This window comes from Actinoplanes sp. HUAS TT8 (genome assembly GCF_051380535.1).
GTDB lineage: Bacteria > Actinomycetota > Actinomycetes > Mycobacteriales > Micromonosporaceae > Actinoplanes.
In genome coordinates this window covers 8,471,019-8,483,003 of record NZ_CP195646.1, presented here as the reverse complement: position 1 = coordinate 8,483,003, position 11,985 = coordinate 8,471,019, and the positions used below count along the sequence as shown (strand labels likewise).

General features: G+C 69.5%; 8 protein-coding genes. 4 read left to right on the top strand and 4 right to left on the bottom strand.

All coding sequences use genetic code 11. From position 1 onward, the window contains the following. A complete protein-coding gene (locus ACSHV8_RS37555; RefSeq protein WP_436523841.1) occupies positions 1-1,017 on the top strand; it encodes an ABC transporter ATP-binding protein in 1,017 nt (338 codons plus the stop codon). Further along, positions 1,010-2,017, top strand: coding sequence for an ABC transporter ATP-binding protein (locus ACSHV8_RS37550; RefSeq protein WP_436523839.1), 1,008 nt, complete (start codon positions 1,010-1,012; stop codon positions 2,015-2,017). Before ACSHV8_RS37555 ends, ACSHV8_RS37550 begins: the two co-directional genes overlap by 8 nt. 366 nt (positions 2,018-2,383) lie before the next feature. Here the strand turns inward: ACSHV8_RS37550 and ACSHV8_RS37545 are convergent, their stop codons facing one another. Then, positions 2,384-2,695 (bottom strand): chorismate mutase, encoded by a 312-nt coding sequence (locus ACSHV8_RS37545; RefSeq protein WP_436537083.1) that lies wholly within the window; start codon positions 2,693-2,695, stop codon positions 2,384-2,386. Between the two features lie 774 nt (positions 2,696-3,469). Continuing rightward, on the bottom strand, positions 3,470-5,314 hold the full coding sequence (locus tag ACSHV8_RS37540; RefSeq protein ID WP_436523837.1) for a bifunctional metallophosphatase/5'-nucleotidase: 1,845 nt from the start codon (positions 5,312-5,314) through the stop codon (positions 3,470-3,472). Positions 5,315-5,485: 171 nt separating this feature from the next. Here ACSHV8_RS37540 and pcrA point away from each other — a divergent pair, with 171 nt between their 5' ends. Next, entirely contained in the window at positions 5,486-7,915 is a 2,430-nt protein-coding gene (gene pcrA / locus ACSHV8_RS37535) for a DNA helicase PcrA (RefSeq protein WP_436523835.1), read from the top strand. Between the two features lie 20 nt (positions 7,916-7,935). Here the strand turns inward: pcrA and ACSHV8_RS37530 are convergent, their stop codons facing one another. Together ACSHV8_RS37530 and ACSHV8_RS37525 are read right to left on the bottom strand one after the other, a co-directional pair. Beyond that, positions 7,936-8,778: a M23 family metallopeptidase gene (locus tag ACSHV8_RS37530; RefSeq protein ID WP_436523833.1), complete on the bottom strand. Its 843-nt coding sequence runs from the start codon at positions 8,776-8,778 to the stop codon at positions 7,936-7,938. A 172-nt stretch (positions 8,779-8,950) separates the two neighbouring features. Further along, positions 8,951-9,709, bottom strand: coding sequence for a M23 family metallopeptidase (locus ACSHV8_RS37525; RefSeq protein ID WP_436523831.1), 759 nt, complete (start codon positions 9,707-9,709; stop codon positions 8,951-8,953). Between the two features lie 1,097 nt (positions 9,710-10,806). Between ACSHV8_RS37525 and sucC the strand changes: the two genes are divergently transcribed. Further along, entirely contained in the window at positions 10,807-11,985 is a 1,179-nt protein-coding gene (sucC, locus tag ACSHV8_RS37520) for an ADP-forming succinate--CoA ligase subunit beta (protein WP_436523829.1), read from the top strand.

Below are 11,985 nucleotides of genomic sequence, written 5' to 3'. Positions count from 1 at the left end.
ATGGATGTCCTACCGGGCATCGATCCTCGCGCACCCCTGCTCGAAGTGAGCGACCTGCACGTCGAGTTCCGCACCGGTTACGGCGTGGCCAAGGCCGTCAACGGCGCCAACTTCTGGCTCTCCCCGGGCGAGACGCTGGCGATCCTGGGCGAGTCCGGCTGCGGCAAGTCGGTCACCGCGCAGGCCATCATGGGCATCCTGGACACCCCGCCGGGCTATGTCACGCAGGGCCAGATCAAGTACCGCGGCGTCGACCTGCTCAAGATGAAGGAAGAGCAGCGGCGCAAGGTCCGGGCCAACCGGATCGCGATGATCTTCCAGGACGCGCTCTCCGCGCTGAACCCGGTCTACACGGTCGGTTTCCAGCTCGGCGAGCTGTTCCGCAAACACCGCGGAATGTCCCGCGGCGACGCCAAGAAGCGCGCGATCGACCTGCTCGAACAGGTCAAGATCCCGGGCGCCAAGACCCGCGTCGACGACTACCCGCACCAGTTCTCGGGTGGTATGCGGCAGCGCGTCATGATCGCCATGGCACTGGCGCTCGACCCCGAGGTGCTGATCGCCGACGAGCCCACCACGGCGCTCGACGTCACCGTCCAGGCGCAGATCATGGGCCTGCTGGCGGACCTGCAGCGGCAGCGCAACATGGGCCTCATCCTGATCACGCACGACATGGGCGTGGTCGCGGACGTGGCCGACCGGATCTCCGTGATGTACGCGGGCAAGGTCGTCGAGGAGGCGCCGGTCTACGACATCTACGCGCGCCCGGCCCACCCGTACACGAAGGCTCTTCTCGAGTCGATTCCGCGGCTCGACATGAAGGGTCAGCAGCTCAGCGTCATCCGCGGTCTGCCGCCGGCGCTGACCGACGTCCCGAAGGGCTGCGCTTTCAACCCGCGGTGCGCGTACGCGCGTGACGCCTGCCGTCAGGACCCGGCGCCGCCGGCCTACCAGGTCTCGCACCAGCCGCACCGCACGGCCCGCTGCCACTTCTTCCGGGAGGTCATCGGTGAGTGACGTAGTCCTCGAAACCAAGGGTCTGGTCAAGCACTTCCCGATCACCCAGGGCATCGTCTTCAAGGGCAAGGTCGGAGCGGTCCGCGCCGTCGACGGCGTCGACCTGCACCTGCGCCGCGGCGAGACCCTCGGCGTGGTCGGCGAGTCCGGCTGCGGCAAGTCGACCCTGGCCAAGCTGCTGGTCGGCCTGGAGAAGCCGACCGCCGGCTCGATCAACGTGCGTGGCCAGAACATGGTCACCATGAAGGGCGCCGAGCTGCGCCGGGCCCGCCGCAACATCCAGATGGTGCTGCAGGACCCGTACACCTCGCTCAACCCGCGCATGACGGTCGGCGACATCATCGGCGAGCCGTTCGAGATCCACGCCGACGTGGTCCCGAAGGGCGGCCGCCAGCGCGCGGTGCAGGACCTGCTCGACACGGTCGGCCTCAACCCCGACCACATCAACCGCTACCCGCACCAGTTCTCCGGCGGCCAGCGTCAGCGCATCGGCATCGCCCGCGCGCTCGCGCTCAAGCCCGAGATCATCGTCTGCGACGAGCCGGTGTCGGCGCTCGACGTGTCCATCCAGGCCCAGGTGATCAACCTGCTCGAACGCCTGCAGGACGAGTTCGGCCTGTCGTACATCTTCATCGCGCACGACCTGTCCGTGGTTCGCCACATCTCCGACCGGGTCGCCGTGATGTACCTCGGCAAGGTCATCGAAACCGGTCACGACCAGGCGATCTACGAGCAGCCGACGCACCCGTACACGCAGGCGCTGCTCTCCGCCGTACCGGTCCCGGACCCGCGCCTGCGCGGCCACCGCGACCAGATCGTCCTCGAGGGCGACGTCCCGTCCCCGGCCAACCCGCCCTCGGGTTGCCGCTTCCGCACCCGGTGCTGGAAGGCCACCGAGATCTGCGCCCAGCAGGAACCCCTGCTGCAGATCCGCGAGCGTTCCCCGCACCCCAGCGCGTGCCACTTCGCGGAGATCCGCGACGTCGTGCACGGTCGCTGAACCCGGGCAGCAGGCCGGGCCGGATCCTTCCGGCCCGGCCTTCGCCATTCCCGGGAGACTTCGCCGGCCCTCGCTGGTCCCGAGAGACTTCGCCGGCCCTCGCTGTTCCCGGCGGAACTCGCCGGCCTTGCTGTTTCCGGCTGACTTCGGCCGAGCCCGCGCCATCCGGGGCTTCGCCCTATCAAGATCAAATTCTTTTTTGCCTATGTCCGCCGGGGTACAGACCGTCGCTCCCGCGGGGACCCTTCCGACCTTCGCAGGCCGCTGGCGCGGCCAGAACGCGAAGCCCGAAAGGGCGACGTCCGCGGGTGGGCGCGGTCAACCCAAAACCCCGGCCACCCGACTCGCGCCGTCCGAACGGCTGACCTACAGCGGGCCGCGGCCGGAGCGGAGCAGAAGCAGCGCGACCTGCGTGCCGTCGGGGCCCAACGCGGCGCGGAAACGGTCGACGATCTCCCGCTCGCGGGCCAGGACCAGCCGGGTACCCCCGGAGGCCATCCGGGTCTTCCCGACCTCCTGGGACAGGCGGGACCGCTCCTGCCAGAGGTCGATGATGGCCTGATCGATCTCGTCGATCCGCTCACGCATGGCGCGGATCTCGCTCGCGGCCAGGGGCCGCCCCGCGCCGGTGGACTCGTCCAGCGCGATGGCCGCCGCGGTCGCCTTGTCGGTCGTCAGCCGCGCGGCCACGCTGCCGGCCGCGTCGCTGGTGCTCGCGGTCGGCCTGTCGGCCGCCGGCTTGTCCCCGGCCGTCGTCGTGAGCTTGTCGGTGGTCCCAGCAGATGCGCCGAGCTTGTCGGTCGTGCCGGCGGATGCGGCGAGCTTGTCGGCGGTGGACCCGGCAGGTGCGGTGAGCTTGTCGATCGTGCCGGCGGATGCGGCGAGCTTGTCCGTGGTGGTCCCGGCAGGCGCGGTGGGCTTGTCGGCGGTGGGGGACTGGTCCATCACGTCGGCGGTCATTGTTGTGCTCCTCGGGTGCTCATCGCCCCGGACAGCCCGGCCCGGGATGCAACAAGCCCCGGGCTGTGGAAGCCCGGGGCTTGAAGTAGGTCTGTCGTTCAGGGGCGACCTACGGCTGCCGGACTTCCGGTGCCGTAGTAAAAAAATCGCGCCTGCTGGATCACGCAGCCGAGTATGCCCCGCCCCTGGACCGCCCCGCAAGAAAACCGCCCGAACGTTGGGAACCGGCACGTCCGGGCACCTCTCCGGCCCCGGACGGGTGGTCCCGGCGGGGCGTCCCCGACGCCGTACGGGAAGCGGTTTTGCCTGGTCCTCGCCGTATAGAAATTTCTTCGGCGCCCGCCTTGACTCGGCCCCTGGGGCAGACCCGAGCATGGTTTCAGCGGCCGGAACGACAGCCCGGACCCCGATCGGACCGCCGGGCTGAGTAATGGGCTCGGCCCCCGGCCGTGGGCCGGGGGCCGAGCTGGTGGAGACGAGGTCAGGAGGAGGTCAGGAGGTGGTGGAGATGCGGTTGGCCGGTCCGGGGGAGATGGTGCCCGTGGCGAGGTAGGCGGTGAGGGCGTCGATGTCGAAGCCCGGCGCGGTGACGACCTTGGCCGGGTCGACGACGAACTTGGTGAAGCCGTCGCCGCCGGCGGCCAGGAAGTTGTTCATGGTGACCTGGTAGGTGGCCGCGGGGTCGATCGGGGTGCCGTTCAGGGCGAGGTTGCTGACACGCGAGCCGAGGGCGGCCGAGGCGCTCCAGGTGTAGGTGAAGCCGGCCGAGACCTGGAGGATCTTGGTGGTGGTCTGCCCGGCGTATCCGGCGAACTGCTGCTCCAGCACGTCCTTGAGCTGCGCACCGGTGAGCGGCTCGGTGGCGACCAGGTTGTTGAACGGCTGAACGGTGAACGCCTCGCCGTAGGTGACCTGGCCGTATCCTTCGCCCCCGGAGGACTGGTCGGCGTCGAAGTCGGCGCGGATGCCACCCGGGTTCATCAGGGCGATCTGGGCGCCGGCCGACGTGGTGTAGGCCAGCTGGGCGTCGGCGATCACGTCGCCGAGCGGGCTCTCGCCGGCCGCGGTGTTCGTGCGCACGATGTCACCGGAGATGGTGCCGATGATCTTGTTGGCGAGCGGGGCGACGGCGACGCGGTACTTGTCGGCCACCTTCTTGGCCGCGGCGTCGACGGTGTCCGGGTTCTTCAGGTAGACCCCGGCCGCGTCCTTCTTCCAGCCGCCGTTGCCGTCCGAGACGCCGTTCTCCACGATCACGTTCTTCGCGGTGATCTCGGCGAACTTCCCGGTCCGCTTGTCCAGCGAGTAGTCGATGTCGGTGACCAGCTGCCCGTTGGTGCCGGCGCTGGTGACCACCGTGTCCCGGCCGGCCTTGTCCGGCAGCTTGCAGCTGTAGAAGCGGTGCGTGTGCCCGGACACCACGAGCCCGATCTCCGGGTTCAGGCCCTTGACGATGTCGACGACCGGCCCGGAGAAGTTCACGCAGTCCGAGACACCCGGCGTCGGCGTGGCCGAGCCCTGCGCCCCGCCCTCGTGCAGCAGCAGCACCTGCGCCTTGACGCCGAACAGCTTGAGGATGTTGCTCCACTTGTTGGCGGTGACGATCTCGTCGGTGAAGTGCACGTTCTTGATCCCAGCCGGGTTCACGATCCCGGCCGTGCCCTCAAGCGTGAGCCCGATGAACCCGACCGGCACGCCACCGACGTACTTGATCTCGATCGGCGGCAGGATCGGCAGCCCGGTCTTGTTGTTGATCGTGTTCGCGGCCAGGTAGCTGAACTTTGCCCCGCGGTACGGGTCGCCGTCCTGGCACCCGTCGACCGGGTGGCATCCGCCGCGCTGGATCCGGATGAGCTCGTCCACGCCCTCGTCGAACTCGTGGTTGCCCACGGAGCTGACCTGCAGCCCGATCGTGTTCATCAGTTCGATCGTCGGCTCGTCGTGGAACGCGGCACTGACCAGCGGCGACGCCCCGATGAGGTCGCCCGCACCGGCCGTGATCGTCTCCCGGCCCTCTTTCTTGGCCTCGGCGCGCAGCTTCTTCAGGTACGTCGCCAGGTATTCCACCCCACCGGCGGGGGTGCTGGTGCCGCCGGCGTTGACGACCGCGCCGCTCCCGGTGGGCGGGTCGATCGCGCCGTGGAAGTCGTTGTAGCTGAGGATCTGGCCTTTGACCACGGATGATCCGTGAGGTGCGCCATAGGACGCGGTCACCGGGGTGAACTCGGCTGGTGGCGCGGCGACCGCCGATTGGGCGGCGGGCAGCGTGGTGAGCGCACCGACGACGGCCAGCGCGACGGCCGGCACTCCGACGCGCCGCCGAAGGGAAGAAGTCATGATCGTGAGACTCCGGAATCTTCAGTGGACGTTCAGGTATCTCGATCAGACTCGTTGATCGGGCTGTCCGGCGCCACCACTTCGGGGTGACATGTCGATTGCCGGACACCGATGTGTGGGTCGCCGTGGCGCGATTTCGTGTCGGGGGGTCGGCATACACTGGCTCCCGCGATGCGACCTTCATCTGAACCTTCCGACAACGCCCTGTTCGCGCTGCCCACAGTCGCGCCCCCGGTGAAGCCGGCGGCGCCGCAGGTGTCGCGGGCGCCCCGGCCCGCCGTCGACCCTTCCGCGCTGCTGGAGGGTCTGAACGGTCCTCAGCGGGACGCGGTGGTCCACGCCGGCGGCCCGCTGCTGATCGTGGCCGGTGCCGGCTCGGGCAAGACCCGTGTGCTCACGCACCGGATCGCCTATCTGCTGGCCGCGCGGGGCGTGCATCCCGGCGAGATCATCGCGATCACGTTCACCAACAAGGCGGCCGGCGAGATGAAGGAGCGGGTGGCCCATCTGGTCGGCCCGCGCGCCCGGCTGATGTGGGTGTCGACGTTCCACTCGGCCTGTGTCCGGATCCTGCGGGCCGAGCACGAGCACGCGGGGTTGAAGAGCACGTTCTCGATCTACGACGCGGACGATTCGCGCCGGCTGATGCAGATGGTCGCCCGCGAGCTGGATCTGGACCCGAAGCGCTACACCGCGCGGGGCCTGGCCGCCCAGGTGTCGAATCTGAAGAACGAGCTGGTCGACCCGGAGGAGTTCAAGGGCCGCGCGAGTGGTCCGAACGAGCGGGCCGTCGCCGAGGCCTATGAGTTGTATCAGCGCCGTCTGCGCGAGGCCCACGCGCTGGACTTCGACGACATCATCATGGCCACGGTGCACCTGTTCCAGTCGCATCCGCTGGTCGCCGAGGCCTACCGTCGCCGTTTCCGTCACGTGCTGGTCGACGAGTATCAGGACACCAACCACGCGCAGTACACGTTGATCCGCGAGCTGGTCGGCAAGGACGACGACGACCCGTCCGAGCTGTGTGTGGTCGGTGACGCCGACCAGTCGATCTACGCGTTCCGCGGCGCCACGATCCGTAACATCCTGGAGTTCGAGCGGGATTACCCGTCGGCCCGCACGATCCTGCTGGAGCAGAATTATCGCTCCACCCAGACGATCCTGTCGGCGGCGAACGCGGTGATCGACCGGAACACGTCACGCAAGCCGAAGCGGCTCTGGAGCGATCAGGGCGCCGGCGAGCAGATCGTGGGCTACGTCGCCGACACCGAGCACGCCGAGGCCGACTGGGTGGCCCGGGAGATCGACCGCCTGACCGACAACCACGACGTGCGCCCGGGCGACGTCGCCGTCTTCTACCGGACGAACAATCAGTCCCGCGTGTTCGAGGAGGTGTTCATCCGGGTCGGCCTGCCCTACAAGGTGGTCGGCGGGGTGCGCTTCTACGAGCGCAAGGAGGTCCGCGACGCGCTGGCCTACCTGCGCTCGATCGTGAACGAGGACGACACGGTGAGCATCCGCCGGGTGCTGAACACGCCGAAGCGGGGGATCGGCGACCGGGCCGAGGCCTGCGTCGAGGCGCTGTCCGGCCGGGACCGGATCTCGTTCGGCCAGTCGCTGCGGCACGCGCGCAACGCGCCGGGCATCTCGACTCGCGCGGCCAACAGCATCGCCGACTTCGTGCAGCTCCTGGACGATCTGCGGGAGCTGGCGGCGACCGCCCCGCCGGAGGAGGTGCTGGAGGCCATGCTGCAGCGCTCCGGCCTGCTCAGCGAGCTCGAGGAGAGCCTCGACCCGCAGGACCAGGGCCGGGTGGAGAACCTGCAGGAGCTCGTCAGCGTCGCCCGGGAGTACACCGAACGGGTGGAGTCCCAGGCCGACGAGGAGAACCCGGAGGCCCCGACGGCGACGCTGGCCGGCTTCCTGGAGCAGGTGGCGCTGGTGGCCGACGCCGACCAGATCCCCTCCGACGATCCGGATCATCAGGGTGTGGTCACGCTGATGACCCTGCACACGGCGAAGGGCCTGGAGTTCCCGGTCGTCTTCCTGACCGGCCTGGAGGACGGCGTCTTCCCGCACATGCGGGCGATGTCCGACAACACCGAGCTGGAGGAGGAGCGCCGGCTGGCCTATGTCGGGATCACCCGCGCCCGCCAGCGCCTCTACCTGTCCCGGGCGGTGACCCGCTCGCAGTGGGGCCAGCCGCAGTACAACCCGCCGTCCCGGTTCACCGACGAGCTGCCGGAGGAGCTGATCCGCTGGGAGCGCACCGGCGGGTCGTACACGTCGTGGTCCGGCACGGGCGGCGGGATCGGTGGTCGCGGCGGCGATCGGCAGCGTGGTGGTGGTTTCGCCGGCGGCACGCCGAAGGCGCAGCGCATCGCCGAGCGTCTCGGCATCGACGCCAGCCGGCTCTCGACGGCGAGCGAGCTCAAGCAGGCGCCGAAGGTGGAGCCCGGCGACCGGGTCAACCACCAGCGTTACGGTTTGGGCCGGGTCGTCGCGGTCGAGGGGCAGGGCCCGGGCGCCCGCGCCCAGATCGACTTCGGCGACCAGACAATGTGGTTGATCATGCGGCACGCCCCGATCGAGAAGATCTAGATCAAGATCCAGGGCCGATTTCAGTACGTGTCGCAGCCGGGAATGTCCACCCCGCGCTGATGCATCCACGCGGTCGGCTCGACCGGGTTCTTGTAGTGCCCCTCGTGCACCTCGAAGTGCAGGTGGGGCCCGGTCGAGTGCCCGGTCGACCCTTCGTCGCCGATCTGTTCCCCGGCCTGCACGACCTGGCCCACGGTCACGGCGATCCGGGACAGGTGGCCGTAATGGGTGAGCCACCCGTTGCCGTGGTCGATGAGTACGGCGTTGCCGTAGCCCTCGGCGAGTCCGGCCCGGATGACCACGCCGGCGCCCGCGGCGACGATCGGTGAGCCGTCCGGCGCGGCGATGTCCACACCGGCGTGCAGACGGCCCCAGCGCGGCCCGAAGCAGGAGGTGACCTGCCCGGCCGGGTTCGGGTTCACCCAGTCGGCCCCGACGCCGTCCGGGGCCGTGGCCGGGTGCACGGCGGGCGGGGCGACGACCGGGACGGGCCGGTCCATGCGTTTGACCGGCGCCGCCTGCGAGATGCCGAGGCCGGCGGCGATGCCGAGGCCGCCGTCGTCGGTGCCGAGCCGGGGGTACGCCTTGCCGGGCGCGTCGTCACCGAGCGGCGGGACGATCGGCAGGGCCGCGGTCGCGTGCGCGGCGGTGTGCCCGCCGCCGGTGTGCCCGCCCGGGGTCGCGGCGGAGGCGGCGGCGCCGGCCACTCCGATTCCGGTGGCGAGGGTGGCGGTCAGCGCGGTCAGGGAGATCGCGGATCGTCCGCGGCTGGCGAAGAGGGCCGGGAACGCCGGAGCCCGGTGACGGTGCAGGCGCTCCTGACGGTGCCGCCCGTTGGTGCCCGTGCCCCAGGTCTGCCCCACGCGAGACTCTCTTCCCGACGACCGTGAATTCCGCTGTCACGGTTCTGTCGGCCCCGTCCGGGGAGCGCTGAGGGAGTGGGCGGCCGGTTCAACCGACCTGCAACCGAGGGGCCGTCCACGGGAGGTCGACCCGCGACCAGGGGCCGGCCAGAGGCGGCCGATCCGCAACCGGTCAGGAAGCGGCTTCGGCGCCGGCCATGCTCGCGTAGACCGACTCGATCTGGAGCTGGATGTCGACGCCGTGGGCCTTGAGGAAGGTGATCGGGTCGGTGGGCTTGCCGCCGACGTGGATCTCCAGGTGCAGGTGCGTCCCGTACGAGTAACCGGTGTTGCCGACCTCGCCGACGACCTGACCGGCCTTGACGGTGTCGCCCTTCTTCACCAGCAGCCGCCGCGAGTGCGCGTAGATGATCTCGGTGCCGTCGCTCTGCTGGACGGTGATCGAGTATCCGTAGCCGCCGTTGTAGCCGGCCGCGGTGACCGTGCCCGCGTGGACCGCCTTGTAGGGCGTGCCCTCGGGGGCGGCCAGGTCGATGCCGGCGTGCAGCTTGCCGAAGCGGACCCCGAACGGTGCGGTGAACTCGTAGTCGTCGAGGGGGAGAACGTAGACCTCGGCGGCGGCTTCCTCGTCGGAGATCTTGGCGCCGGCCTTGGCCGTGGCGTCCCGGTTCTCACTGCGGGAGGCGCGGCTCGGGTCGGAGCGGTTGGCCAGCGCGTCGGTGGCGGCCTGGGACTGCTGTGACTGGTCCAGGCTCTGCAGCACGTCCGGGCTGACGGCTTTGGCGTCCGAGAGGTTCGCGGCGCCGAGAGCGACGACGCCGGCGCCGACGAATGCGGAGGTGACGACCGCGGCGTAACGGCTGCGCGGCGGGGTTGGCACGCGGCGGCGGCCGCGATAGCGATCGGGCTCAGACGACAAGCGCTGGCGCACGAACAACCCTCCGTCGACGACATTGCGGCGGCACCCTCGTATCCCGCCGTCAAGCGGTTAACGAGTGTTGGCCGGGCTCTCGCTTAGGGGTGAACCTGTGCGGGAGCCGTGGCCACGGTAACGAAACGACTGCCCGGTCACAAGTCGCAGCGCCATTTTCGTGACAGTTCCATGCCAGTATTGATCACTTATTGTCCGAATTGGCTTACTTTCCTTAGCGCCGAATTAGCGACGGTACGTAATCGGCAATAAAACGGAAAGTGATGTGACCGGCGTAACCATTCCCGAGCCGTGTCCTGGTCCGGGGTGCCGCCGAGGGCTCGGCGCGGCCGGTCGCCGCTCGCTCGGGCGGGTGCGGGTCAGGGTTGGCACACTCGTGCCGATGGGGGGAGGGGTCGTTGCATTCGGTGGCGTCATCATTCCGGAGGGCGACATCACGGAATGGAAATCACCTGGCGTAGCCGAGCCATTCACGGCCGGTGCGACTACCGCATCCGTCGCCGAATGGGTTCGCGCCAATGCGGGGCGGCCAGGCCGTTTAGACAGTCACCGAGACAGGCGGCCGACGGGCCGGAATAAATAAAGGGAGGGACCGGACGCACCCCTCACACGTCCGGCCCCTCTATGCGCGATGCCCCGCCGCCACCCCTCGACCGACAGGGCATCGGCCGCTTTCTCGTCCGCGAGCCCGGTAACGGGCCGCCGACATCACACTCAACGACCCCTCCTCCCGGGGGTTACGCGCGCTCGCGTGACTTTTTCCGCACAGTTGGGCCGGAGCGCCCGGGGAGATCGAAGGGAGGCGTACCGCGGGCCTCGGCGGTCACTCTGCACACAGCTGTCCCGACCGTCCCGGACCTGCGATTTCGTACCTCTGGTGTGTGGTCTTGCACACCGTGTACCCGCGCGGGCACGAAGCCCGAATCGGTCGCTACTCTGCGGATGAAGGCCATTCGGCGGGCCGCGCTTCGGCGGGCGGTCAGATGGCCGGACGATCCTCACGCTGGCGGCGCCACTGCGACGCGCCGCGCATACAACAGGTCGGGACGCAATGGTGCGGCTTGCCGGCGCTTGGCGTCGCGAGCGAAAGGAGACACGTGGACCTGTTCGAGTATCAGGGGCGCGACCTGTTCGAACGGCACGGGCTGCCCGTGCTGGGCGGCGGCGTCGCCGAGACCCCGCAGGAGGCCCGGGCGATCGCCGAGCGCCTGGGCGGCAAGGTCGTCGTCAAGGCGCAGGTCAAGGTCGGTGGCCGCGGTAAGGCCGGCGGCGTCAAGCTGGCCGACGGGGCCGACGAGGCCGAGGCCCGCGCGACCGACATCCTGGGCATGGACATCAAGGGTCACACGGTCCACAAGGTGATGCTGGCCGAGACGGCCGACATCAAGGAGGAGTACTACTTCTCCTACCTGCTGGACCGGGCCAACCGCACGTTCCTCTGCATCGCCAGCGTCGCCGGTGGTATGGAGATCGAGACGGTCGCCGAGGAGGACCCGGACCGGGTCGCCAAGGTCGCCATCGACGCCAGCAAGGGCGTGGACGAGGCCAAGGCGCGGGAGATCGTCACCCTGGCCAAGTTCCCGGCCGACGTCGCCGACCAGGTCGTCGACATCGCCGTGAAGCTGTGGCAGGCCTTCGTGGCCGAGGACGCGCTGCTGGTCGAGGTCAACCCGCTGGCCAAGGTCGGCGACGGCCGTGTGCTGGCGCTGGACGCCAAGGTCACCCTGGACGAGAACGCCGGCTTCCGGCACCCCGACCACGAGGCGCTCGAGGACAAGTCCGCGGTCGACCCGATCGAGCAGGCGGCCAAGGCCAAGAACCTCAACTACGTCAAGCTCGACGGCGAGGTCGGCATCATCGGCAACGGCGCGGGCCTGGTCATGTCCACCCTCGACGTGGTCGCGTACGCCGGTGAGAAGCACGGCAACGTGAAGCCGGCCAACTTCCTCGACATCGGTGGCGGCGCGAGCGCCCAGGTGATGGCCAACGGCCTGGAGATCGTCCTCGGCGACCCGGCCGTCAAGTCGGTCTTCGTGAACGTCTTCGGCGGCATCACCGCCTGTGACGCGGTGGCCAACGGCATCATCCAGGCCCTGCAGCTGCTGGCCGACCGCGGCGAGACGGTGACCAAGCCGCTCGTGGTGCGTCTCGACGGCAACAACGCCGAGGCCGGCCGCGCCATCCTCGACGGCGCCAACAACCCGCTGGTCACGCGGGTCGACACGATGGACGGAGCGGCAGAGAAGGCCGCCGAGCTCGCGGCTGCGGGGAAGTGA

Excerpts from the sequence above, each read along its gene's own strand:
- ACSHV8_RS37555 (WP_436523841.1), top strand. The coding sequence starts at position 1 with ATGGATGTCCTACCGGGCATCGATCCTCGCGCACCCCTGCTCGAAGTG.
- ACSHV8_RS37540 (WP_436523837.1), bottom strand. The coding sequence starts at position 5,314 with ATGACTTCTTCCCTTCGGCGGCGCGTCGGAGTGCCGGCCGTCGCGCTG.
- pcrA (WP_436523835.1), top strand. The coding sequence starts at position 5,486 with ATGCGACCTTCATCTGAACCTTCCGACAACGCCCTGTTCGCGCTGCCC.